The 22,766-nt window shown below is 62.7% G+C and carries 20 protein-coding genes; 7 read left to right on the top strand and 13 right to left on the bottom strand.

The window, feature by feature from the left end; all coding sequences use genetic code 11:
* Positions 1 to 951, top strand: a complete 951-nt coding sequence (locus BLT65_RS15730; protein WP_042314092.1) for a GGDEF domain-containing protein — start codon at positions 1 to 3, stop codon at positions 949 to 951.
* A gap of 10 nt (positions 952 to 961) precedes the next feature.
* Here BLT65_RS15730 and BLT65_RS47220 read toward each other — a convergent pair whose 3' ends face one another.
* Both BLT65_RS47220 and BLT65_RS48415 read right to left on the bottom strand, forming a co-directional pair.
* A complete protein-coding gene (locus BLT65_RS47220) occupies positions 962 to 1,126 on the bottom strand; it encodes a hypothetical protein (protein ID WP_167306491.1) in 165 nt (54 codons plus the stop codon).
* A 60-nt stretch (positions 1,127 to 1,186) separates the two neighbouring features.
* Positions 1,187 to 1,312, bottom strand: a complete 126-nt coding sequence (locus BLT65_RS48415; RefSeq protein ID WP_279634453.1) for a hypothetical protein — start codon at positions 1,310 to 1,312, stop codon at positions 1,187 to 1,189.
* A gap of 128 nt (positions 1,313 to 1,440) precedes the next feature.
* Here BLT65_RS48415 and BLT65_RS15725 point away from each other — a divergent pair, with 128 nt between their 5' ends.
* Together BLT65_RS15725 and BLT65_RS15720 are read left to right on the top strand one after the other, a co-directional pair.
* Complete coding sequence (locus BLT65_RS15725) at positions 1,441 to 2,631, top strand: phytanoyl-CoA dioxygenase family protein (RefSeq protein ID WP_091778938.1); 1,191 nt, start codon at positions 1,441 to 1,443, stop codon at positions 2,629 to 2,631.
* 30 nt (positions 2,632 to 2,661) lie between these two features.
* Complete coding sequence (locus tag BLT65_RS15720) at positions 2,662 to 3,813, top strand: Gfo/Idh/MocA family protein (protein ID WP_091778936.1); 1,152 nt, start codon at positions 2,662 to 2,664, stop codon at positions 3,811 to 3,813.
* 575 nt (positions 3,814 to 4,388) lie between these two features.
* Here BLT65_RS15720 and BLT65_RS15715 read toward each other — a convergent pair.
* A complete protein-coding gene (locus BLT65_RS15715) occupies positions 4,389 to 4,655 on the bottom strand; it encodes a hypothetical protein (protein ID WP_035991600.1) in 267 nt (88 codons plus the stop codon).
* Between the two features lie 679 nt (positions 4,656 to 5,334).
* Here BLT65_RS15715 and BLT65_RS15710 point away from each other — a divergent pair.
* Positions 5,335 to 6,147, top strand: coding sequence for a class I SAM-dependent methyltransferase (locus BLT65_RS15710; RefSeq protein ID WP_042314080.1), 813 nt, complete (start codon positions 5,335 to 5,337; stop codon positions 6,145 to 6,147).
* 137 nt (positions 6,148 to 6,284) lie between these two features.
* Here BLT65_RS15710 and glmS read toward each other — a convergent pair whose 3' ends face one another.
* The 5 genes from glmS to BLT65_RS15685 all read right to left on the bottom strand — a co-directional run bounded on the left by glmS (position 6,285) and on the right by BLT65_RS15685 (position 11,996).
* Entirely contained in the window at positions 6,285 to 8,102 is a 1,818-nt protein-coding gene (gene glmS, locus BLT65_RS15705; protein WP_042314078.1) for a glutamine--fructose-6-phosphate transaminase (isomerizing), read from the bottom strand.
* A 60-nt stretch (positions 8,103 to 8,162) separates the two neighbouring features.
* Positions 8,163 to 9,524 (bottom strand): bifunctional UDP-N-acetylglucosamine diphosphorylase/glucosamine-1-phosphate N-acetyltransferase GlmU, encoded by a 1,362-nt coding sequence (gene glmU, locus BLT65_RS15700; protein WP_091778934.1) that lies wholly within the window; start codon positions 9,522 to 9,524, stop codon positions 8,163 to 8,165.
* Between the two features lie 130 nt (positions 9,525 to 9,654).
* A complete protein-coding gene (gene ttcA, locus BLT65_RS15695) occupies positions 9,655 to 10,659 on the bottom strand; it encodes a tRNA 2-thiocytidine(32) synthetase TtcA (RefSeq protein ID WP_091778932.1) in 1,005 nt (334 codons plus the stop codon).
* A 3-nt stretch (positions 10,660 to 10,662) separates the two neighbouring features.
* Positions 10,663 to 11,058, bottom strand: a complete 396-nt coding sequence (locus BLT65_RS15690; RefSeq protein ID WP_042314071.1) for a dihydroneopterin aldolase — start codon at positions 11,056 to 11,058, stop codon at positions 10,663 to 10,665.
* Positions 11,059 to 11,165: 107 nt separating this feature from the next.
* Positions 11,166 to 11,996, bottom strand: coding sequence for an SDR family oxidoreductase (locus BLT65_RS15685; RefSeq protein WP_042314068.1), 831 nt, complete (start codon positions 11,994 to 11,996; stop codon positions 11,166 to 11,168).
* Positions 11,997 to 12,009: 13 nt separating this feature from the next.
* On the opposite strand from BLT65_RS15685, the gene BLT65_RS15680 reads away from it, so the two are divergent.
* Both BLT65_RS15680 and BLT65_RS15675 read left to right on the top strand, forming a co-directional pair.
* Positions 12,010 to 13,203: a class I SAM-dependent methyltransferase gene (locus tag BLT65_RS15680; protein WP_091778993.1), complete on the top strand. Its 1,194-nt coding sequence runs from the start codon at positions 12,010 to 12,012 to the stop codon at positions 13,201 to 13,203.
* A 22-nt stretch (positions 13,204 to 13,225) separates the two neighbouring features.
* Positions 13,226 to 13,420, top strand: coding sequence for a DUF2905 domain-containing protein (locus BLT65_RS15675; RefSeq protein WP_042314063.1), 195 nt, complete (start codon positions 13,226 to 13,228; stop codon positions 13,418 to 13,420).
* 12 nt (positions 13,421 to 13,432) lie between these two features.
* Here the strand turns inward: BLT65_RS15675 and BLT65_RS15670 are convergent, their stop codons facing one another.
* The 5 genes from BLT65_RS15670 to BLT65_RS15650 form a co-directional block, all read right to left on the bottom strand.
* On the bottom strand, positions 13,433 to 16,780 hold the full coding sequence (locus BLT65_RS15670; RefSeq protein ID WP_091778930.1) for a DEAD/DEAH box helicase: 3,348 nt from the start codon (positions 16,778 to 16,780) through the stop codon (positions 13,433 to 13,435).
* 78 nt (positions 16,781 to 16,858) lie between these two features.
* Positions 16,859 to 18,106: a multifunctional CCA addition/repair protein gene (locus BLT65_RS15665; RefSeq protein ID WP_091778928.1), complete on the bottom strand. Its 1,248-nt coding sequence runs from the start codon at positions 18,104 to 18,106 to the stop codon at positions 16,859 to 16,861.
* Positions 18,103 to 18,750: a glutathione S-transferase family protein gene (locus BLT65_RS15660; protein ID WP_091778926.1), complete on the bottom strand. Its 648-nt coding sequence runs from the start codon at positions 18,748 to 18,750 to the stop codon at positions 18,103 to 18,105. Before BLT65_RS15660 ends, BLT65_RS15665 begins: the two co-directional genes overlap by 4 nt.
* 34 nt (positions 18,751 to 18,784) lie before the next feature.
* A complete protein-coding gene (locus BLT65_RS15655; protein ID WP_042314054.1) occupies positions 18,785 to 19,741 on the bottom strand; it encodes a complex I NDUFA9 subunit family protein in 957 nt (318 codons plus the stop codon).
* Between the two features lie 91 nt (positions 19,742 to 19,832).
* Complete coding sequence (locus BLT65_RS15650; RefSeq protein WP_091778924.1) at positions 19,833 to 21,806, bottom strand: lytic transglycosylase domain-containing protein; 1,974 nt, start codon at positions 21,804 to 21,806, stop codon at positions 19,833 to 19,835.
* 31 nt (positions 21,807 to 21,837) lie between these two features.
* Between BLT65_RS15650 and BLT65_RS15645 the strand changes: the two genes are divergently transcribed.
* Positions 21,838 to 22,446, top strand: a complete 609-nt coding sequence (locus tag BLT65_RS15645; protein ID WP_091778992.1) for a 5-formyltetrahydrofolate cyclo-ligase — start codon at positions 21,838 to 21,840, stop codon at positions 22,444 to 22,446.
* Positions 22,447 to 22,766 lie beyond the last annotated feature (320 nt).

The following is a 22,766-nucleotide window of genomic DNA, read 5'->3' as shown; positions in this document are numbered from 1 at the left end:
ATGAAATCGATCCAGGATCTGCGTACCGACGACATCGCATGTGAAGCGTTGCTCGGCGCCCTCGACGGCAAAAACACGCTGGTCGCGATCTACGATACGAGCGACCGGCTCGTATTCGCGAGCAGCGCATTCAAGCACGCGTTCCGACTCAACCGCGAGCGCGGCGAAATCACGTTCGCCGATCTCGTGATGCGCGGCATCCTCGGTCAATGCGGCACGCGTATCGAGGGCGACAACGCCGCAGCCGTGATCGGCGACGCGATCGCCGTGCGCCGCGAACGCGCCGGGCAGCGCAGCTTCGCGACGGAGCTGATCGACGGGCGCTGGTTCTGGATGACGGAGTCGCTGCTGGAGAACGACTGGATCGTGCTGACCGGCACGGACATCTCGGCGTTGCGTTCCAGCGAGCAGGCGTGGATCGGCGCGCACGAACGCGCGGTGCAGGAAGCGCGCACCGACGTGCTGACCGGCCTCTCTAACCGGCGTCATTCGATGTCGGCGCTCGAACTCGCGATCACGGCTGCCGTGGGCACGGAGACGCCGCTCACGGTCGCGCTCGTCGACCTCGATCATTTCAAGCAGATCAACGACTCGCACGGCCACGCCGCCGGCGACGCCGTGCTGCGCGACTTCGGCGAAGTCTGCCGGCATGCGACGCGTCAGACGGATATCGCGGGGCGCATTGGCGGTGAGGAATTTCTGGTCGTGTTTCCGTCGACGTCGGTCGAGCATGGCGTGTCGGCTGTCGAGCGGATGCGCCGTCAGGTGATGAGCCGCCGTGTGCAGGTCGCTGGCGACTGTGCGATCCGTTATTCGTTTTCGGCGGGCGTATGCAAGGTCGAAACGAGCGACGATCTGAACACGACGCTCGCGCGCGCCGACAGCGCGCTTTACTCGGCAAAACGCGAAGGGCGCAACCGCACGATCGCGTGGTCGGCGCCGCTGCAGTGAAGCACGGCCGCTAGGGACGCGCCGCGAACCGCGCGATGACATCGTGCGGAATGTTCTCCGGCGTTGTCGTAGTCTCCTGCATCTGAAAGCGCGACCAATGCAGGTCCGGCACGGCGCCTTCCGGCGCTTCGCGGATCTCGCCGGCGGCGTAACGGCGCGATGCTTCAACCGCCACGTCGACTACGAGCTTGCGACCACCCGTCGCGTCGTCAGTTGCTCCTCACCAATTCCCTGATCACTTGCCGAGCGCGCCGCCGCGCATGCTCGCGCACGTGCGCGCGTCCATTCGGCACACCGCCGACGGTCGCCATGCGAGGCCCTCCTGCAACGTGATTTCCTTGATCAGAAAGGGATACCTCATCGCTCACTGAGCAAATCCGCCGCTCGCTTTTGATGTGTTTTTGATGTTTCGTTGATCACTCAGCGACGGAGATTGCGGATAAGCTGGTTTCCAGCATCGGACCACCCGATGGCATCGGAGGAGACGAGATGAACCCACAGCATCTGCCTTCAGGCGGACAGACCTGGTTTCGCGAGGCCGACTGTTCCGTCGACGACTTCGCGACGCTGATCGAAACCTCACGTGAAATGCGTCCAAGGCCGCGCCTCGCCGCCGACCTCGCGCACGCCATACCGGTCTACGACGGCGATGCGTTGCGGCCCATCGTGGCCGACGCGGCGCGCCGTCCCGAGCTGCTTGCCGAATGGGCCAGCGTCCTGCTCGACGGCGCCGGCGTGTTCGTGCTGCGGCGCGCGTACGACGACACGACCGCCATCGACGACGCGACCGCAATCTTTGAATCGATCATTCGCAGCGAGCGCAAGGCAGGCGGCGGCGCCGATCACTTCGCGAAGGCGGGCGCCAACGACCGCATCTGGAACGCACAGGAAAAGCTGTGTCTCGCGGCACCCGATGTCTTTGTCCGCTACTTCGCGAATCCCGTTCTGGTGGCGGCGGCCGAAGCCTGGCTCGGGCCCGCGTATCAGATGACGTCGCAGGTGAACGTCGTGCGGCCGGGCGGCGAAGCGCAGCAGGCACACCGCGATTTCCATCTCGGCTTTCTCACCGTCGACGAAGCGCAGCGTTTTCCCGCACATGTACACGCGATGTCGGCGCTTCTGACGCTGCAAGGCGCCGTCGCGCACACCGACATGCCCGTCGAGAGCGGTCCAACCAAGCTGCTGCCGTTTTCGCAGCGTTACCCGCAAGGCTATGTCGCGTGGCGCCGCGAGGACTTCCGCGCGTATTTCGAATCGCACTACGCGCAGTTGCCGCTGCAAAAGGGCGACGCCCTGTTCTTCAACCCCGCGCTGTTTCACGCTGCCGGCTCGAACCGCACGCGCGACGTGCAACGGATGGCGAACCTGCTGCAGGTGTCGTCGGCGTATGGGCGCGCGATGGAATCGCTCGACCGGACGCGCATGTGCAACGCCGTGTATCCCGTGCTGCGGGCGATGCACGCGCAACAGCGCCTCGACGCGGCGCAAATGGCAGCCGTCATCGCATCGTGCGCGGAAGGCTATGCGTTCCCGACGAACCTCGACCGCAATCCGCCCGTGGGCGGACTGGCGCCGGCAAGTCAGCAGCAGATCCTCGCGACCGCGCTCGCCGAAAGCTGGTCCGACGAGCAATTCGCCGATGCGCTGCGCAACCTCGAGTTCCGCAACGCGACACACTAGCCCCGCACATTCGATAACGACGGAGACGACATGGTGACAAGTACGATTGGCCGGCGCATCCGGCTGGGCTTGATCGGTGGTGGGCCGGGCTCGATCATCGGCGAGACGCATCGCATTGCGGCACGCCTGGACGGCCAGTACGACATCGTTGCAGCCGCGCTGTCGTCGAATCCTGAACGCGCGCGGCAGGCGGCGCTCGACCTCGGCATCGGCGCGGAACGCGCGTATGCGTCGTGGCAACAGATGCTCGAAGCGGAAGCGGCGCGCCCCGATCGCATCGACGCCGTCGCGGTGATGACGCCCAACGACTCGCATCATCCGATCTGCATGCTGGCACTCGACCGTGGCTTTCACGTGATCTGCGACAAGCCGCTGGCCAACGATCTCGCGCAAGCACGCGAGATTGCCGCGCGCGTGAAGACGACGAACGCCGAATTCTGCGTGACCTATTGCTACACAGGCTTTCCGATGGTGCGCCAGGCGCGCGACATGATTCGCGCGGGCGAACTCGGCGAGATTCGCCAGGTGCATCTGCAATACGTGCAGAGCTATCTGGCCGGCCACGATCTGCCCGCAGGCTGGCGTACGGAAGGGCGCGCGGGCAGTTCGCTCGTGCTGATGGACATCGGCACGCATGCGTTTCATCTGGGCGCGTTCGTGACGGGGCTGGACGTGACTCGCTTGTGCGCGGACGTCGGGTCCGCGATTCCAGGCCGCCCCGTCGACGACTACGTTTCCGCGTTGCTGCGCTACGAGAACGGCGCGCGCGGCTCGCTGTGGGTCACCAATGCCGCGGCGGGCTCGGAGCACGGATTGAGCTTCCGCATTCACGGCGACAAGGGCGGGCTCGAGTGGCATCAGGAGGAACCGAACCGGCTGATCCATCGGCGGCAGGATGCGTTTGAAGAAATCATCACGCGCCGGCTGGGCCCCGCGACGAGCGAAGGCGCGCAGCGTTCGACACGTATCGCGATCGGTCATCCCGAAGGTTATCTGGAAGCGTTCGCGAATCTTTATACGGAGTTCGCGCAGCGCGTTGCGACACGGATAGCCGGCACACCCGGTGACGACCAGCCGACGCGCTTCCCCAGCGTCAGCGATGGTGTGAAGGGACTGGCATTCGTTGCCGCATCGGTGAAAAGCATGGCGACGGGCGGATGGCAGGACGTCGAGCGCATGTGAGAAGCGCTCGCTGCACGAAAAAAAAAGCCCTGTTCCGCGGGGAACAGGGCTCGGTGGATGAGTCATATCGAACAGGCGCGTGGATGCTTGCCGACTGCTGCTCATCACGAGAAGCTGTTATTAGTAAAACGTCTTTTCGCTTCAATTGGTCCCGCGCCTACTCCTTGCTGCTAACCCCAACTGCATTTGATGAACCGGTCTTTCGACTGCCTGTTGCTTGCGTTGCTTGTATTGCGACTGCAACTTCAAACTGCCAATTCAAACTGCTGATCCCGTTGCTGCGAGTACTTCGTTTGTTACATCGACTTCCGTTTGCTGCGCGTACTGCCACTTCGTTGACTGCCACTGCCGGTGCTTCTGCTACTTCTGCTACTTCTGTTACGACTGCTGGCAACCTGCGGTCTTGCGCAACGCGGAGGGGAACCGCGTCGATGGGCTGTTGAATCGTCGCGCCATGGAAAGAAGTATAGGAGCCAGCACGCGCATTCAATCGGCGGAAGCGAGGGCGATTCGTGGCTCAGTTCGGCCGTTTGTCCGTACGGCCGCCAGTACGCCGGCAAGGCACCGTGTCGTGTTCAGTTCGCGTAGCGGCTGCTGATCGCGTTCGATCGATAGTAGCTGCCGAACAGCACATCCGGATCGGCGCGTTCTTCGACGGGCGTCTCACTCAGCTCGCGGAATGTTGCGACGAGGCTTTGCCACGACGCGGACCAGCGTGTTTCTCTTAGACGGCTGCCTGTGCTGTCGGTGATGCGCAGAACGCCGGTGTCGGGGAAAAAGGTCAGTGTGACCGCGATTCCATCAATGACACATGTCGCGGTACACGGTTTTGTTGCCAGCACGATCGCCTCCGGGGTGTTTTGGTGAGGTCCGCTTCATTGAGCGGGCGCGCTTTCTAACAGCAATGTGTATGCCCGTTTGCGGCTCGCTGACCTCGCGGCTTGCCACGTGTGCTTTGGCGGCGAATCAGGCTCGTGCGATCGAGCGCGGCGAACGAATCCGGGCGCAGAAGTGTTGGCTCACGCCATACACATGAATCGCTTCGCCGGATACGAATTCCGACAACGCGTTTTTTCAGACTGATGCCGTTCATCGCGCTGTTCACCGGACAGGCAGATCATCGCCCTGCCGTACATGCAGGCGCCGCGCGCGGTTTGTTTACTGTCTTTGAAGTTATAAATATGTATACGTAGTAGCAGTTAACAAGGGCATCCACTTTCTGTGGACAAGCGCCAAATCCGCTTTGCACTCAACGGATTGCGAAACGTATACCCTTGCGCATAAGCATGGGACCGTTCGCCGCAAGTTTGAATAACTTGTCCCATGTTCGAGCACACCTCGTGTTTACCCAGAATCTGCCCACAGCAATCGCCTCCGTGATATCCCCATGTTGTCCATAGGATCGTGTGGACATCTGGATGTGCAGAGGTCAGCTGGGACGGTCTCGTGACGATTGGTCGTTGACCTCTGACGCGAGGGTCCTATAACGGAAGTGACTTGAAGCACCAAGGGGGAACGGCCATGAAAGAAGACCAGTTCAGTGCCTTCGAACATCGGGGATGGGAGCGCGTCGCGCAGCCTTATCACACGTTTTTCGGCAACCTGACCATCCAGTCGCACTGCGCCTTGCTCGATGCGCTGGCCGTGCGCCGTGGCGTGCGTCTGCTCGATGTCGCGTCAGGCCCGGGCTATCTCGCCGCTGCGGCTGCGCAGCGCGGCGCGGATGTCGTCGGGGTGGACTTCGCGGATTCGATGGTCGATCAGGCGAGGCGCATCTATCCCGCGCTGACGTTTCGCATCGGCAGCGCGGAAGACCTGCCGTTTCCCGACGATGATTTCGATGCCGTCGGCATCAGCTTCGGCATGCTGCATTTCTCGCATCCCGAGAAGGCGATCGAGGAAGCGTTCCGCGTGCTTCGGCCGGGTGGCAAGGTCGGCTTCACGGTATGGGCGTCGCAAGACAAGGCCGTCGGTTTCTCGATCGTGCTGAAGGCGATCGAGGCGCACGGCCGGATGGACGTCCAATTGCCCCCCGGGCCGCCGTTCTTCAGATTCAGCGACTGGGCGGAGTGCGAGCGTGTACTGCTGGCGGCGGGCTTTCGCGAGCCGCGCATCGAGGAAGTGGAGCAGACCTTGCATGCGCCCTCGCCCGATGCGCTGTTCGAGATGCTGTTGCGCGGCGGCGTGCGGGTTTCGGCGATTCTGAATGCGCAGACGCCGGATGCGCTGGCCGCGATCAGCAAGACGGTGCGCGAAGGCGCGGCGGCCTATGCCAGTGAGGATGAGGTACGCATACCGATGCCGTGCGTGCTGGCCTATGCGACGAAGCCTTGAGGGCCGCGCGAGGGAAACACCAGGGGAAGAGAAAGGAGATTTGACTGGTTCTGGATACGTCCGCGAACGCGGCACCGTATCCAGAACGCAGGTGAGGCGGTTACAGCAACAACAACATCAACACAAAGCCACTTACCTCACTCCACCGTCACCGATTTCGCGAGATTACGCGGCTTATCCACATCCGTGCCCCGCGAGCAAGCCGTGTGATACGCGAGCAACTGCAGCGGCACGACGTGCAGGATCGGCGACAGCAAGCCGTAATGCTCCGGCATGCGGATCACGTGGATACCTTCATCGTTGACGATCTTCGTATCGGCATCCGCGAACACGTACAGCTGACCGCCGCGCGCGCGCACCTCCTGAATGTTCGACTTGAGCTTCTCGAGCAGCGCATCGTTCGGCGCGACCGTCACCACCGGCATCGCTTCCGTCACGAGCGCCAGCGGCCCGTGCTTCAGCTCGCCCGCCGGATAAGCCTCGGCGTGGATGTACGAGATTTCCTTGAGCTTGAGCGCGCCTTCCAGCGCGATCGGATAGTGCAGGCCACGGCCGAGGAACAGCGCGTTTTCCTTGCGCGAGAACTCTTCCGACCACGCGATGATCTGCGGCTCCAGCGCCAGCACGCTATTGAGCGCCGCAGGCAAGTGACGCAGCTGGCGGATATAGTCCGCTTCCTGCGCTGCGCTGACATGACCGCGCATCTTGCCGAGCGTCATGGCGAGCACGAACAGCGCGACCAGCTGCGTCGTGAAGGCCTTCGTCGACGCGACACCGATTTCGCGGCCCGCGTGCGTGAGGAACGACAGTTCCGTCAGGCGCACCATCGCGCTCGTGCCGACGTTGCACACCGACAGCGTGTGCTTGTGTCCCAGCGACTGCGCGTGCTTCAACGCTGCGAGCGTATCAGCCGTTTCGCCCGATTGCGAAATCACGACGACGAGCGCCTTCGGGTTCGGCACCGAATCGCGATAACGGTATTCGCTCGCGATCTCAACCTGCGTCGGAATCTTCGCGACGGATTCGAGCCAGTACTTCGCCGTCAGCCCCGAGTAGTAACTCGTGCCGCACGCGAGAATCAGCAGGCTGTCGATTTCCGAAAACGCCTTCTGCGCGTTTTCGCCGAACAGTGACGCATCGAATGCATCGGCTTGCGGGATCGTGTCGGTGATCGCGCGCGGCTGCTCGAAGATTTCCTTCTGCATGAAGTGGCGATATGGTCCGAGTTCGACCGCGCCGCCGTAGGCTGCCACCTGGCGCACTTCGCGATCGGCGGGATTGCCGTCGCGATCGAACACGCGCACCTTTTCCAGCGTCAGTTCGCAGACGTCGCCTTCTTCGAGGAAGATGAAGCGGTCGGTGCTGCCCGCCAGCGCGAGCGCGTCGGATGCGAGGAAGTTCTCGCCCTCGCCGAGGCCGACGACGAGCGGCGAACCTTGACGCGCGCCCACCACCGTATGCGGCTGGTTCTTGTGCAGCACGGCGATTGCGTATGCGCCATGCAGTTGCGCCGTCGCTTCGCGCACGGCCGCGAACAGATCGCCGCGATACAGGCTATGAACCAGATGCGCGATCACTTCCGTATCGGTCTGCGAGACGAACTCGTAGCCCTTGCCGCGCAGCATCTCGCGCAGCGACTCGTAGTTCTCGATGATGCCGTTGTGTACGAGCGCCAGTTCGTTGCGCGAGAAGATCGGGTGCGCGTTGTCCGTGACGGGCGCGCCGTGGGTGGCCCAACGCGTGTGGGCGATGCCTGTCGCGCCTTCGAGGCGCGTCTCGCGCACCTGGTCGTCGAGATCGGCGACGCGCGCTACGCTGCGCGCGCGCTTCGGCTCGCCGTTCGCCAGCACGGCGACGCCGCATGAGTCATAGCCGCGATATTCGAGGCGACGCAGTCCTTCGATCAGAACGGGAACGATGTTTCGCTGCGCAACAGCGCCGACAATGCCGCACATATTCAATGGTCCTTTGCAGAGTTAGGGGTCGAGGCGCGCGCCTCGCACGCGCGGTTCCCTTCAGCTTTTCTTTTTCGTCGGGCGCACGTAGCCCGTCTTGCCTATCTGGGTCTTTTCGTTGAGCACCAGCAGGCCTTCTTCGACATCCTTCCAGACCGTCGTGCCCGCCGCGATCGTCACGCCGCGGCCGATGCGCACGGGCGCCACCAGTTGCGTATCCGAGCCGACGAACACATCGTCTTCGATGACCGTGCGGAATTTGTTGGCGCCGTCGTAGTTGCAGGTGATCGTGCCCGCGCCGATGTTCACTCGCGCGCCGACGTCCGAATCGCCGATATACGACAGGTGATTCGCCTTCGAGCCACGTCCGAGCACCGCGTTCTTTACTTCGACGAAGTTGCCGACGTGCGTTTCGTCCGCAAGCGTTGCGCCCGGACGCAACCGCGCGTACGGACCAAGCACGGCCTGCGCGCCGACCTGCGCGCCTTCGATATGCGTGTACGCGTCGATGCGCGTGCCCGCGCCAACCGTTGCGTTACGGATCACGCAGTTCGGTCCGATCGATACGTTGTCGGCCAGCGTGACCTTGCCTTCGAACACGCAGTTCACATCGATCGATACATCGCGGCCGCATTCGAGCGTGCCGCGCACGTCGATACGCGCCGGATCGGCGATCGTCACGCCCGCGACGAGCAGTTCGTCAGCGACGTTGCGCTGATGGATGCGTTCGAGTTCCGCGAGTTGCTGCTTGCTGTTGACGCCCAGCGTTTCCCATTCTTCGTCAGGCTGCGCGGTGACGGCTTCGATGCCCGCTTCGATCGCCAGTTCGACCACGTCGGTGAGATAGAACTCGCCCTGCGCATTGTCGTTCTTCAGCGACGACAGCCAGCCGTCGAGGCGCTTCGTCGGCATCACGACGATGCCCGTGTTGATCTCGGCGATCTGCTGCTGTTCCGGCGTCGCGTCTTTCTGCTCGACGATGCGCTCCACCTTGCCCTGCGCATCGCGCACGATGCGGCCGTAACCGGTGGGATCGTCGAGCGTGACGGTCAGCACGCCGTAGCCGTCGTGGCCCGCCGCATCAGTCAGACGCTTGAGCGTGCTCGTTTTCGTGAGCGGCACGTCGCCGTACAGCACGAGCGTCGGCGCGGACGCATCGAGCAGCGGCAACGCCTGCTGTACCGCGTGTCCCGTGCCGAGCTGCTGTTCCTGCAATGCGAACTGCACATCAGGCGCCGCGACGGCTTCGCGCACCTGTTCCGCGCCATGACCGATCACGACGACGAGACGCGTCGGATTCAGTGTGCGAGCGGTGTCGATGACATGAGCAAGAAGCGGCCGACCGGCCAGGGGATGAAGCACCTTTGGCAGTGCAGAGCGCATGCGCTTGCCGGTGCCTGCCGCCAGAATCACGATGTTCATGACGTGGGCGTATTTGACGAGTTTGGAGTGGGCGATTCTAGCACGCTGAGTGTGACTGCAACGTGGCCCTCCAGATCGAAATCACCCCGCAAATGCCTGTTTTAAAAGGATTTGCGGGATGGGTAAAACGTCAAATATCGTCGAATTGCACGAAGGAAATCGTTTGCGATGTCGGCTCTATCCCTTCTGGTGCGGAATCGGTCGAACACGGCTCTTCGTCGAAAGCAATATCGCCTTGCGCATCGGCTTCGCCCGTGGCGCGCAACGATGCAAACGGAAACAGCTTGTGATCCATCAGATGCGAAGGCACGACGTTCGTCAACGCGTTGAACATGTTGTCGACGCGCCCCGGAAAACGCTTGTCCCATTCGCGGATCAGCGCCTTCATTTCCGCGCGTTTCAGATTCGGCTGGCTGCCGCACAGGTTGCACGGGATGATCGGGAATTGACGCAGTTCCGCGTATTTCTCGAGATCGGTTTCCTTCACATACGCCAGCGGCCGGATCACGACGTTCTTGCCATCGTCCGATTGCAGCTTGGGCGGCATGCCCTTCAGCTTGCCGCCGTAGAACATGTTCAGCAGCAGCGTCTGCAGGATGTCGTCGCGATGATGGCCGAGCGCGATCTTGGTCGCGCCGAGTTCACCCGCCACGCGGTACAAAATGCCGCGCCGCAGGCGCGAGCACAGCGAGCACGTCGTCTTGCCCTCGGGCACGAGCCGCTTGACGATGCTGTAGGTGTCCTGGTTCTCGATATGAAACGGAATGTCGAGCTTGCTCAGGTACTCGGGCAGCACGTGCTCGGGAAAGCCCGGCTGCTTCTGGTCGAGATTCACCGCAACGATGTCGAAGTTGATCGGTGCGCGCTCGCGCAGCCGCATCAGGATCTCCAGCATCGCGTAGCTGTCCTTGCCGCCCGACAGGCACACCATCACCTTGTCGCCGTCCTCGATCATGTTGAAGTCGCCGATTGCCTGACCGACCTGGCGCGCGAGGCGCTTGAACAGCTTGTTGTTCTCGTACGCCTCTTTCTGCTCGCGACGCGTGAGCGCGCGTTTGGGTTCGGCGGTTTCAGCTTGAGCTTCGGCAATGGGCGCGGCCGCGTCGACGCCCGTCAGCGTTTCGGGAGCGTTCATCGCTCAGACCTCTTTGATATGGAAGACTTCGACGCCCACGGCATCGCAGTCGGGATAAACATCGGGCTTTTCCGTCGACAGACGCACGCCGCGCACTTGCGGATGCGCGAGCAGCGCTTTCGCGAGGTCGTCGCAGAGCGTTTCCTGCAGATGGATATGCCCCTGGCTCACGCGCTTTGCGATGGTCGAGCGCATGAAGTCGTAATCGACGACTTCGCGCAGCTTGTCTTCGACGGGCGTGGACAGCGCGAGCGGCACGAACAGTTCGACATTGATCACCACGCGCTGCTCGCCGCGCTTTTCGAAGTCATGCACGCCGATGTTGATGTGCACCTCGTAATCGCGCAGAAAGAGCCGGCGGCAATCAGCGAGCCGGGGATGAAGCAAAGCGGCAGACATGTTCGTTCCAGTACAAAAATGGTGCGTGCGAACCCGCACGCAGTTGCAATTGGGCGCGCTGTGCAGCGCGCCGGAGGGCGCAACGTCTAACGACGGCTAACCGTGGGTCAGCGGTCGGCGCCCGTCAAAAACATCACATCGCGCGGCAGCGGCACGAGATGCTGGCCGCCGTCGACAACCAGCGTCGTGCCTGTGACGCCGCGCGCATCCGCGAGATACAGCGCCGCCGCGACGAGATCCTCGACGCGCGACGCATGGCCGAGCGGCGTCACCTTGTGCGCGGCCGCGAAGCTTTCCGGGGTCTGATCGCCGGATTGCAGCGTGAGGCCGGGCGCGAGCCCGACCACGCGCACCTTCGGCGCCAGCGCCTGCGCAAGCGCGACGGTCGCCGTGCCGAGCGCGGCCTTCGACAGCGTGTATGACAGGTAATCCGGATTCATGTTGTACAGCTTCTGGTCCAGCACGTTGATGACGGCCGCGCGCAGCGACTCGTCGTGACGCGCCGCCTCGGGAGTGACCTCATGCAACATCCGCGCGAGCACGAGCGGTGCGCCGACGTTGATCGACGTCAGATGCAGCAGCTTCGCATAGCCGACGTCGAGCGCGGTGTCCTCGTCGAACATCGACGCGTTGTTCACGATGCACGACGGACGCCCAAGCGCCGCCGTGCAATCGGGGACGAGCCGCTCCACTTCCGCCTCGACGGACAAATCCGCCTTCAGCGCGACGGCGCGCCGCCCGAGCGCGGCGATTTCCGCGACGACCTCGTCGGCTTTCGCCTTCGACGAGCCGTAATGCACGGCCACGTCCCAGCCCGCCGCGGCAAAGCCCAGCGCCAGTCCACGGCCGATCCGGTGCCCGCCGCCCGTGACGAGCACGGTGCGGGCGGGCCGGTCGGGACGGCCGCTGGCGGCGAAAGTATCGTTCGAGGCGGTCATTTACAATGCGGGGATGAATCCGAAAGCTCACCAACCCGATAGTTTACCTGCTCCCGGCCCGACCGCGCTCGCGCAGTCGGAAGCGCTGGTTTCGCAGATTCGCGCGGAGATCGACGCAAACGGCGGCTGGATGCCGTTCGATCGCTACATGGAGCGCGCGTTGTACGCGCCGGGACTGGGCTATTACAGCGGCGGCGCGATCAAGTTCGGACGACGCGCGGAGGATGGCAGCGACTTCGTGACGGCGCCGGAACTGTCGCCGCTGTTCGCACAGACGCTCGCGCGGCCCGTCGCGCAGGCGCTGGAAATGAGCGGCACGCGGCACGTGATGGAGTTCGGCGCGGGCACAGGCAAGCTGGCTGCCGGTCTGCTCAACGCTCTGGATGAGTTGGACACGCAGTTCGACACGTATTCGATCGTCGATCTGTCCGGCGAATTGCGCGAGCGTCAGCGCGAAACGATCGAAGCGCAAGCGCCCGGCCTGGCCGCCCGTGTGCGCTGGCTCGACGCGTTGCCCGAGCAGTTTGAAGGCGTCGTGGTCGGCAACGAAGTGCTCGACGCGATGCCCGTGCGGCTGTTCGCGCGCATCGGCGATGAGTGGTTCGAGCGCGGCGTCACGGTGAAAGACGGCGCGCTGCAATTCGAAGACCGCGCAATTCGGTCGACGCACGATGCCGCCTTTCTGCGCGATCTGGAGATCGAAAGCGATCACGACTATGTGACGGAAACGCACGACGCCGCCCTCGCCTTCACGCGCACCATCTGCACGATGCTCACGCGCGGCGCGGTGCTGCTGATCGACTACGGCTTTCCGCGCCACGAGTTCTATCATGCGCAGCGCGCGCAGGGCACGCTGATGTGCCACTATCGGCACCGCGCGCACGGTGATCCGTTTCTCTATCCTGGTTTGCAGGACATTACCGCGCACGTCGAGTTTACCGGTATCGCCGAAGCGGGCGTCGATGCGGGCGCGGACCTGCTCGGCTATACGTCGCACGCGCGTTTTCTGATGAACGCGGGTATCACGGAAGCGTTGAGCACGATCGATCCATCCGATATTCCCAACTTCCTGCCCGCCGCCAACGCGGTGCAGAAGCTGCTGTCAGAAGCCGAGATGGGCGAGCTGTTCAAGGTGATCGCGTTTTCACGCGGCATCGACGGCACGCTCGACGCGTTCGCGCGCGGCGACCGCTCGCATACGCTCTGAGCTTTAAGCCGAGGCCCACACGATGATCCGCTGGCTGCTGACTACTTTCATCGCGGTGGCCGTGCTGTCGGCGTGCTGGCCGTGGCTGCGCAAGCTCGGCATCGGCAGGATGCCGGGCGATGTCACGCTGCGGCTGTTCGGGAAGGAGTATCCGTTCCCGTTCATGTCGACGCTGGTGCTGTCGATGCTGCTGTCCATCATCGCGCGGCTGCTTTAGACCCCGCTGCCGTCACCTTTCCTGTTTGGCGGTTGTCCTCTTTGTGCGTGGCTTCGTTGAAGGCGCGGTCGTTCCCGCTGCGGGAATGGGTTCGAACAGCGCCGCAAGATCATCTTCGGAGAACTTGACGGCGCCCGCACCGTCCTCAGAAAGAATAGCGTCTGCCAGCGCCGCCTTCCGTCCCTGCATCGCGACGATTTTCTCTTCCACGCTACCTGCCGTGATCAGCTTGTAGACGAACACCGGCCGCTCCTGTCCGATACGATGCGCGCGGTCAGTGGCCTGGTTCTCGGCGGCGGGATTCCACCACGGGTCGTAGTGAATCACCGTATCGGCTGCTGTCAGGTTCAGGCCGACGCCGCCCGCCTTCAGACTGATGAGGAACAGTGGAACTTCACCTTTTGTGAAGCGCTTGACGGGCGTGACGCGGTTGGTCGTCTCGCCCGTCAGCGTCACGTACGGAATCTGCGCCTCGTCGAGCGCAGCAGCTATCAGATCCAGCATGCCTGTGAACTGGGAGAACAGCAGGATACGGCGGCCTTCCTCGATCAGTTCGGGCAACATATCCAGCAGCAGTTCCAGTTTGGCCGACTCTGCGACGCGAGCGCTCCGGGTGTTCTTCACGAGTCGCGGATCGCAACAGACCTGGCGCAGCTTGAGAAGCGCCTCGAGCACGACGATGTGACTGCGTGCGAGCCCCTTCTCCGCGACGGCTACGCGGACTTTCTCCTGCATCGCCGACCGAACAGTTTCGTAGAGATCGCGCTGCGCGCCCTCGAGTTCGATATTGCGCACGATGATCGTCTTCGACGGCAGTTCCTTCGCCACTTCGTCTTTCCGCCGACGCAGCATGAATGGGCGGATGCGCCGCGCGAGCAGTTCGCGCCGCGCTATGTCGCCGCCCTTTTCGATCGGCGTGCGCCAGCGCCGGGTAAAGTCCTGTCGCGTGCCGAGAAAGCCGGGCAGCAGGAAATCGAATTGCGCCCATAGCTCACCGAGGTGATTCTCCAGCGGTGTACCCGTCAGGCACAGCCGATGCGTCGCCCGCAATTCGCGAATCGTGGTGGCGGCCTTGGTGGCGGCATTCTTCACGTACTGCGCTTCGTCCAGGATCAGCAGGTGATAGCTGTGTTGCGCTAGCACTGCCTGGTCGCGCCACAGCAGCGCATACGTGGTGAGGATCACGTCGTAGCGGCCGATTTCATCGAAACGCTCATGACGCTGCGGCCCGTGCAGGTCGAGCACGCGCAGGTCCGGCGTGAAACGCCGCGCTTCCTCGCACCAGTTGTGCATCAGCGTGGTGGGCATGACGATCAGCGCGGGACGGTCGAGTCTGCCCGCCTCCTTTTCAGCGAGGATGTGGGCTAGCGTCTGGACGGTTTTGCCCAGGCCCATGTCGTCGGCAAGCACGCCTGCGAGGTTTTGCTCACGCAGAAACTGCATCCAGCTGAGACCTTGCCGCTGGTAAGTGCGCAGTTCCGCCTGCAGCCCACGCGGCACGGGCGCATCGCTCACGCCCGGCCCGGCGACAAGCCGCATTGCCAGTTCTCGCACGGACGTGTCACCGTGAAACTGCCAGCGCCCGCTTTTGTCGAGTGCGTCGAATTTGGCTGCATCCCATTTCGAAACGCGCAGCTTGTGCTCCGTCACGAAATCGAACAGATCGACCAACACACGCATGACCGGCTTCAGACGCTCCGCGCGGATATGCAGCCGTTCGTTGCGATCAGTCATGAGTTCGATAACTTCGTTATCGGCGATGGTATCGCGCCTGCTTGAAAGCCAACGCGGCTCACGTCGGAACAGGCTGACCAGCAGCGGTTCGAGCCGCACGGTGCGGCCGTTGACGGTCACGCCCATTTCGACGTCGAACCAGCCTTCGCCGGCTTCACGAATTTCGCCGTCGATGGCATCGATTTCGACGAAGTTCAAACGGCACGCCTCGCTCATCGACACCTGCCAGCCACCTTCGCGCAGCAACGGCACAGCACGGTTGATGAAGTCTCCCCAGTCGGCGGGATTTGACGGCGCCAGCATGTGCTCAGGAAAGGAACTCGCGCCAGACGCATACTTCGTCGAAACCTCCTTGAGACCCGCCTTGCCCAGTTCCTTCAGACATCGCGCCTCAACGTCCTCCCGACGTGTGATCTGAACCACATCGCCCTTCGAATCGCGAACGAGCGTGACGTCGCTGTGCGCATCGACGCGCTCGCCGTCATAGTCGAAAGCGACAGTCGCAAAGTCGAACATGTTATTTGGGGCTCGCCCCCAAGTCGCCAGCGAGTCGAGTTTCAGCACTGGAATCGGCGCTGTCTCGATGACGCGCAAGTCGGTCTGGTCATGCACAGGCGGCGATGGCAAGCCCGGCGCGATCTCTTGCAGCATCTTGCCGACGAGCACGGCTTCGTCAGCCGTGATGGACGGCATCGACAGATATTCATTGAGCTGGTCAGCCCGCCACGGCGCGTCGACGATGCCTGCTTCGCCGGTGCGTGCGTCCAGATACCAGAATGGTTGGGTTGTCGTGATGAGAATCGTCGCGGGCGGCTCGGTCTGGAGCGCTGGGCGCATACTCGCGTCTGCCTGTGTGCGCCATTCGATGCGACCCGTGCGCGAGCGGCCGGCGCTCAAGGAGCAAGGCAGAGCCGAGCGTCTCGTGCTTGTTGTCGGCGAGACGAACGCGCGGCCCGTCGCGATGAGCTTTTGCACGATCTCGCCTCCTGTCGCGCCGTCCAGACTAAAGCTGCTCAGATAGGTTCGCGAGCGGCCCAGCCACAACCCACGCAAGATCGTCAGGTCTTCCTCGGTGACGAACTTCGGCGGTTGAACGAGCGCCTTCTCGACGTTGTGCCAAGGCTCATCCAGCGTGCGGATCGAGCCGTCGGCACTCTTGCGCGCCTTGAAAATTCTGACTTCGGGCTTTCCGATGAGCGATTCGCAGATCACATAGGCCAGTACCTGCGACGCTTTCGTGGACGCGGGCTTCTTGCCGTTGTCGGGCGAGGCGGATACGTGTTTTGTGCGAAAGTCGTTGAGCCAGCGGATCACTTCCGGACGCACCCCGCGAGCCGCCGGTTCCGGTTGAAGCGGCAGGGCCGCAATCAGCAATGCAGCAACGTGCTTGCATCTGTTTCCTACCGGGCAAGAGCATTGGCCGTCGATCCGCAAGACCTTGCCGTGATTGTTGAAATACACCCGCACGCGGTACGGCGCGATGCGAGTGCCCTGCACGATACCCGTGAGTAAGTCATCCGAAGACCAGCTCACGTCAGAGACAAGGTTCGTGTAGCCGCCGGCCTTGGCTATCGTGAAGGCATCCAGCCATTTATCGATTTGCTTGCGAGTGTAAAAGACAGACATCAGTTGACGAGAATCCAGTGGCTACTACTGCGAGATGGCAGGTTGGGACGCGTTCAGGAAACGCCGAACCTGATCTGATCAGTCCGACGCCGTTTCGCTCAACGCCTTCGCGACCGCCCGCACCCGCTCGCGATGCACGGCATCCTTGATCTTCGACGGATCGCTTTCGTAGGTCTTCGCGACTGCGCCCGCATCGACGGCACGCGCGGCGACCAGAGCCTGGCGCAGACGCTCCGCCTGCGGATAGGCCTTCGCTTCGAAGCCGAGCCGACCACGCGCGTCGGCTTCACAAGCCTGCAGCGCTTCAGCGAAACGCGCAGGCTTGCGCAGCGCGTCGCTGCGCTCGAAAAGCCGCACGATGCCCGCAGCCTTCGTCTCCATCACACGATGAATATTGCCGTGCTCGCGCGCCACCAGCAGCGCGAGATCGCGGCATTCGTTGGGCACGCGCAGACGTTCGCACAAAGGCTTCAGCAGATCGACACTGCGCCCTTCGTGCCCGATATGACGCGGCAACACATCTTCAGGCGTGGTCGCCTTGCCGAGATCGTGCGTGAGCGCGGCGAAGCGCACCGCGAGCGCATAGTTCTGCGCGGCGGCGTGATCGACGACCATCATCACATGTACGCCCGTATCCACTTCCGGGTGATAGTCGGCGCGCTGCGGCACGCCGTAGAGCGCGTCGATTTCCGGCAGAATGCGCGCGAGCGCGCCGCATTCGCGGAGCACGTCGAACATCCGCGACGGCTTCTTCTCCATCAGTCCGCGCGACAGTTCCTGCCACACGCGCTCGGGCACGAGCGCATCGACTTCGCCCGCTTCGACCATCTTGCGCATCAACGCCAACGTGTCGGGCGCGACGGTGAAGCTAGTGAAGCGCGCCGAGAAACGCGCGACGCGCAGAATCCGCACCGGGTCTTCGAGAAACGCATCGCTGACATGCCGGAATACGCGTTGCTTCAGATCGTCCTGGCCGTTGAACGGATCGATCACGGGGCCGATCAGCTCGCCGTCCGGCGTGACTTCGCGCGCCATCGCATTGACCGTGAGGTCACGCCGCGCGAGGTCTTCTTCGAGCGTCACGTCGGGCGCATAGAAAAACTGGAAGCCGTGATAGCCCGCCGACGTTTTGCGTTCGGTCCGCGCAAGCGCGTATTCCTCATGCGTGTCGGGATGCAGAAAAACCGGGAAGTCCTTGCCGACCGGGCGAAAGCCCTTTGCAACCATCTGCTCGGGCGTGGCGCCCACCACGACGTAATCGCGGTCCTGCACGGGCATCCCAAGCAGCTCATCGCGGATCGCGCCGCCTACTGCGTAGATATTCATGCGCAGGTGTCTTGATAGGGGATGCGATGTGTCTCTTGCAATGCGTCGTCGATCCACGCCTTGACCGCGGGCTGTGCCGTCACACGGCGCGAGTAGGCGAGCGCCGCTTCCGACAGCTTCGGTTGCCACGTATTGAAGCGCATCACGACGGGCGCATACATCGCATCGGCAATCGTAAATTCACCGAACAGGAATGGGCCGCCGTACGTTTGCAGGCACTCGCTCCATATTTCGTCGATGCGCGCGATGTCGGCCAGCGCTTCGGGCGTCGCGCCCTTGCCCGGAAACGAAGCGCGAATGTTCATCCACATGTTGTTGCGCAGTGCCCCGAAACCGGAGTGCATCTCGGCGCTGACGCTGCGCGCGTGGCCACGTGCGACGGCGTCGCGCGGCCACATCGCGTGTTGCGGATAGCGTTCGGCGAGCGTCTCGCAGATTGCGAGTGAATCCCACACGGTGACGCCGTCGTCGGCAATCAGGCACGGTACTTTGCCCGAAGGCGAATGCTCGAGGATCGACGCTTTCGACTCTGCCTCATTGAGCAGAACCATCACCTCTTCAAATGCAATGCCGAAGTGTTTGAGCACGAGCCACGGCCGCATCGACCACGACGAATAGTTCTTGTCACCGATAACGAGTTTCATGCTTCGCCAGAAAGTGGATTGAACGACAGAAAGTTTAGCGGCCCGCGCTCGCGCGGAACGCGTTGAAGCGCGAGCGGAACGACGAACCCGTCAGATACACGGGCGCGATCGTCTCGATGCTGGCCGGTTCGATATCGAGTTCGGGCGCGAGCGGCGCGCTCAACACGGCGTCGATTTTCATCGAATCGAGATTGTCGCGCGAAATGACGGGTTCGCCGGGCGCCAGCTCGAACGAAAGCGCCTGCAAGCGCGCCAGCGAATCCGGCAAGCGAATGATGCGCGCATGCTTGCCGATCACGTCGCCGCAGTACTCGACGAGCGCTTCGAGCGTGTACACCGACGGCCCGCCAAGCTCGTACGTGCGGCCAGTCGATGCGTCGAGATCCAGCACGTTGACGATCGCCTTCGCGACATCGCCGACAAAGATCGGCTGAAAGCGGGCGTTGGGTTTCGCAAGCGGAATGACGGGGAACATGCGCTGCAGGAACGCGAACTTGTTGAGGAACGCGTCTTCGGGGCCGAACACGACGGACGGACGAAAGATGGTCGAGGCAAGCATCGATGAGGCATGCACCGCACGCTCGCCGTCGCCCTTCGAGCGCAGATACATGCTCGGCCCGCGCGGGTCGGCGCCGATCGCGCTCATGTGGATCAGCCTGTGTACGCCCTTGCCTTCGCACGCGGAGACGATCTTCGTCGGCAGTTCGACATGGGCTTTCGCGAACTCGGGTCCGTACGGGTCGCCGCGATGACCATGCAATATGCCGACGAGATTGACGACGGCATCCGCGCCCTCGACGAAGCGCGCAAGCTGGATGGGATCGAATACATCGGTTTCGATCACATCGATGGGAAGCAGTGTGAGATGCCGCGCGTTATAGCGGCGGCGGGTGGCAATGCGTACCGTCTTGCCGAGTTCGACGAGCGCGTTGACGAGATGACTGCCGATAAACCCGGAACCGCCGACGATTGCGATGGTTTGATGTCGCATTTTTCGACTCCCTGATGGAAGCCGCGGCAACGGCTGAGGTCGTGCTCCGCCGCGTGCGTGACGGATCACGCGGCGGCGGCATGGCGCATCGTTACTGCAACGGCTGGATATAACCCAGACGCGCCTTCAGCGATTGCGGACGGCCTTCGAACAACGCTGCATAGTAGACCGTGTTCGACAGCACGTTCTTCACGTAGTCACGCGTTTCCTGGAACGGAATGGCTTCCGCGAAAATCGCGCCTTCGACACCGCGCGGCAACGTTGAGCGCCAGTTGCGCGGACGGCCCGGACCTGCGTTGTAACCTGCCGTGGCAAGCACGGCGGACCCGTCGAACTCATTGTAGATCATCGACAGATAGTTCGTGCCGAGCAGGATGTTCGTGTTGATGTCGTTCATCTGCGCGCGCGAAATCGTGCCGAGACCAATCTTCTTCGCGACCAGTTGCGCGGTGCCCGGCATCAACTGCATCAGGCCGCTCGCGCCGACTTCCGAGCGTGCGTTCATGATGAAGCGCGACTCCTGACGGATCAGGCCATACGCCCATTCGACGTCGAGCCCGTTCGACTGCGCGTCACGCTCGACGATATCGCGGAACGGCGACAGGTAGCGCAGCGAAAAGTCATGCTCGGTCTTCGTACGGTCGGCCGTGTTCACGGCGCGGTCATACAGTTCGATACGGCGCGCGTATTCGGCTGTCGCGATCAGTTGGCGGTCCGTCATGCTGCGCAGCGGCCAGTTCCATTCGCGGTTGCCTTCCAGACGCAGATTCAGCTGATAGAACTTCTGTGCAAGCGCGAAGCCCGGCGTGTTACCCGCCTGCTCGACTTCGGCGTCAGTCACCGTGGTCTTCGGCGGAACGACGATCTTCTGGCCGAGTTCTTCCGCGGCAAGCTGGCCGTAGAAATTGAACTGCTGCGAGATCGATTCGAATTCCTGGTTCGCCGTGACGACGTCGCCCGCCTGCTTCAAAGCGCGCGCGTGCCAGTAGACCCAAGTGGGTTGGCTGCGCAGCGCAGGCGGCATCTGTTCGACCGACCAGCGCACCATCGTCCAGTCGCCGTTGAGCAGCGCGAGGCGCGTGCGCCATTCGTATGCGGGATTCGACAGCTGCGCATTCGCCGACAGCCGGTACCAGTCGACGGCGCCCGGCATCTGCTTGGCGGCCGCCTGGTAGGCGATCGTGCCCCAGCCGATTGCACGCTCGGGCGAAGCCAGCGACGGCGCGACGGAACCGAAGGTTGCGGCGGCCATGGCGGGATCGTTGCGTGCCATGCGCGTGATAGCGAGCAGCGCGAGCTGATGCGATTGCGGATCGGCGCCTACGCCACGCGCGAGCAGAAGCGGCGGCGTGGTCGTGGCCTGATCGAACAGCGTTGGATCGGGACGGTTGTTGCCGAGCGCATCGACGAGCTTGGCGCCCGTGCTGGTCTGGTTCTGTTCGTACGCGAGACGGATCTGCTGCCAGACGTCGTCGGTAGTGAACTGCTGGTTGATCGCCAGCGATGTAATCAGATCGACACAGCCGTCGCCATAGTTGCGCGGATCGACGAGCAGCGCGCGCGCCGGTTCGACCACGTTCTCACCTTTGGCCGCGCGCGATTCGAGCGCGTAGCACTTGACTTGCGTGTCGTCGTTCAGCACGAAGCGCGCGTATTGCTGGTCGAAGTTTTTCCAGTCGTGGCGTGCGCCGAGCACGACGAGGTAGTCGTTGCGCAGGCGGTCGGCGATGGCCTGGCCGTCGTAGCGTTGCAGGAACGACAGCACGGGTGCGTCGGGCGCGTCGATGCGCGGATGACCCGAGCCGTCGAACAACTGCGGTTTCAACTGGAAATATTCCAGATACGACGGCGCCGGGTAATCCGGAATCATCGCCGCGAGCTGCGCGGCGCGGCCTGCATCGTTATTGCGCGCTGCCTCACGCAATTGCACGAAAGTCTGGTCGTCGTTGGTGAGTTGGGAAAGCGGGATCGGCTTGACGGCGGAGGCCGTGCTGCACGCGACGAGTGCCGCCGCGGCGAGCGCCAGACTGGCCGCGCGATATACTCGGAAGAGGCGTTTGGACATCGTTATTTCTAGAGCGTTTCTGGAGCGCGAATTGAACTCAAGCATAGCATGCAACCCCACCGCAAAATCGAAAAAGGAACTGCGTGCCGCGCTGCTGGAAGCACGTCTGCATGCGGCTCTCGATGCGGCGGGCAATGATGCCCTGAGGCGTCGGGTTCTGGATGTGTTAACGGTTTATTCGCCGGCAAGTGTAGGGTTGTACTGGCCTTTGTCAGGGGAGTTCGACATTCGGGCTGTGATTGCCTCGTGGCTCGCTGGCGATAGCGCGCGGCGCGCGAGTTTGCCTGTGATTACCGGGCGTGATCGGCCACTGGAATTTCATGTCTGGACGCCTGATATGCCGATGCAGGTCGGGGCTCATCGGATTCATGAACCGACTTCCGGCGAAGTGATTACGCCTGATTTGCTGTTTGTGCCGTGTGTTGGGTTTGATGTCGATGGGTATCGGCTTGGGTATGGGGGTGGATATTACGACCGTACGCTTGCCGCGTTTCGCGAGGCTGGGAAGGTGCCTGTGACAGTCGGTGTCGCGTATGAGGTGTGCCGGGTTGGCACTTTGCAGCGGGAAGTGCATGATGTTCCGCTTGATGTTGTTGTTACTGAGGGTTCTTGTTATCCGGAAGGGAAGCTGGATTTGTAGTGATGGTTTTTTGCTGCTAGCGCTGGTATTGGCGTAGCGCCTTTTGTGGGTGGTTTGGCTTTTTGCCTTTGCGTTGGTACCCGCGTTTTTGCCTTCGCGGCGCGGTCGGTTTGGTTGTTCTAGCCTTTTCGCTGGCATCCGCGCTTCGTTAGCGTGCTTCACGCGTCGCCCCTGTGCGGGGCGGCACCTACTTTTCTTTGCCGCCGCAAAGAAAAGTAGGCAAAAGAAAGCGGCTAACACCGCCAACATTTCTTCCTGCCTGAGGGCCCCCAACCGGTCTTATGCTTCACACGGCAACGTTCCTGTTTGCGTGCGTTGCC

It is taken from the genome of Paraburkholderia steynii, from assembly GCF_900100565.1.
GTDB lineage: Bacteria > Pseudomonadota > Gammaproteobacteria > Burkholderiales > Burkholderiaceae > Paraburkholderia > Paraburkholderia terrae.
Note: the sequence above shows the minus strand (reverse complement) of the source record. Positions and strands in the feature narration are given on the sequence as shown.

What these genes read in the sequence shown, in the direction of transcription:
- BLT65_RS15690 (WP_042314071.1), bottom strand. Translation starts at nt 11,058, where the DNA reads ATGTCTGCCGCTTTGCTTCATCCCCGGCTCGCTGATTGCCGCCGGCTC.
- BLT65_RS15650 (WP_091778924.1), bottom strand. Translation starts at nt 21,806, where the DNA reads ATGTCCAAACGCCTCTTCCGAGTATATCGCGCGGCCAGTCTGGCGCTC.
- BLT65_RS15655 (WP_042314054.1), bottom strand. Translation starts at nt 19,741, where the DNA reads ATGCGACATCAAACCATCGCAATCGTCGGCGGTTCCGGGTTTATCGGC.
- BLT65_RS15670 (WP_091778930.1), bottom strand. Translation starts at nt 16,780, where the DNA reads ATGTCTGTCTTTTACACTCGCAAGCAAATCGATAAATGGCTGGATGCC.
- glmU (WP_091778934.1), bottom strand. Translation starts at nt 9,524, where the DNA reads ATGAACATCGTGATTCTGGCGGCAGGCACCGGCAAGCGCATGCGCTCT.
- BLT65_RS15680 (WP_091778993.1), top strand. Translation starts at nt 12,010, where the DNA reads ATGAATCCGAAAGCTCACCAACCCGATAGTTTACCTGCTCCCGGCCCG.
- BLT65_RS15720 (WP_091778936.1), top strand. Translation starts at nt 2,662, where the DNA reads ATGGTGACAAGTACGATTGGCCGGCGCATCCGGCTGGGCTTGATCGGT.
- BLT65_RS15685 (WP_042314068.1), bottom strand. Translation starts at nt 11,996, where the DNA reads ATGACCGCCTCGAACGATACTTTCGCCGCCAGCGGCCGTCCCGACCGG.
- BLT65_RS15665 (WP_091778928.1), bottom strand. Translation starts at nt 18,106, where the DNA reads ATGAATATCTACGCAGTAGGCGGCGCGATCCGCGATGAGCTGCTTGGG.
- BLT65_RS15660 (WP_091778926.1), bottom strand. Translation starts at nt 18,750, where the DNA reads ATGAAACTCGTTATCGGTGACAAGAACTATTCGTCGTGGTCGATGCGG.
- BLT65_RS15675 (WP_042314063.1), top strand. Translation starts at nt 13,226, where the DNA reads ATGATCCGCTGGCTGCTGACTACTTTCATCGCGGTGGCCGTGCTGTCG.
- BLT65_RS48415 (WP_279634453.1), bottom strand. Translation starts at nt 1,312, where the DNA reads ATGAGGTATCCCTTTCTGATCAAGGAAATCACGTTGCAGGAGGGCCTC.
- BLT65_RS15710 (WP_042314080.1), top strand. Translation starts at nt 5,335, where the DNA reads ATGAAAGAAGACCAGTTCAGTGCCTTCGAACATCGGGGATGGGAGCGC.
- glmS (WP_042314078.1), bottom strand. Translation starts at nt 8,102, where the DNA reads ATGTGCGGCATTGTCGGCGCTGTTGCGCAGCGAAACATCGTTCCCGTT.
- ttcA (WP_091778932.1), bottom strand. Translation starts at nt 10,659, where the DNA reads ATGAACGCTCCCGAAACGCTGACGGGCGTCGACGCGGCCGCGCCCATT.
- BLT65_RS15725 (WP_091778938.1), top strand. Translation starts at nt 1,441, where the DNA reads ATGAACCCACAGCATCTGCCTTCAGGCGGACAGACCTGGTTTCGCGAG.
- BLT65_RS15730 (WP_042314092.1), top strand. Translation starts at nt 1, where the DNA reads ATGAAATCGATCCAGGATCTGCGTACCGACGACATCGCATGTGAAGCG.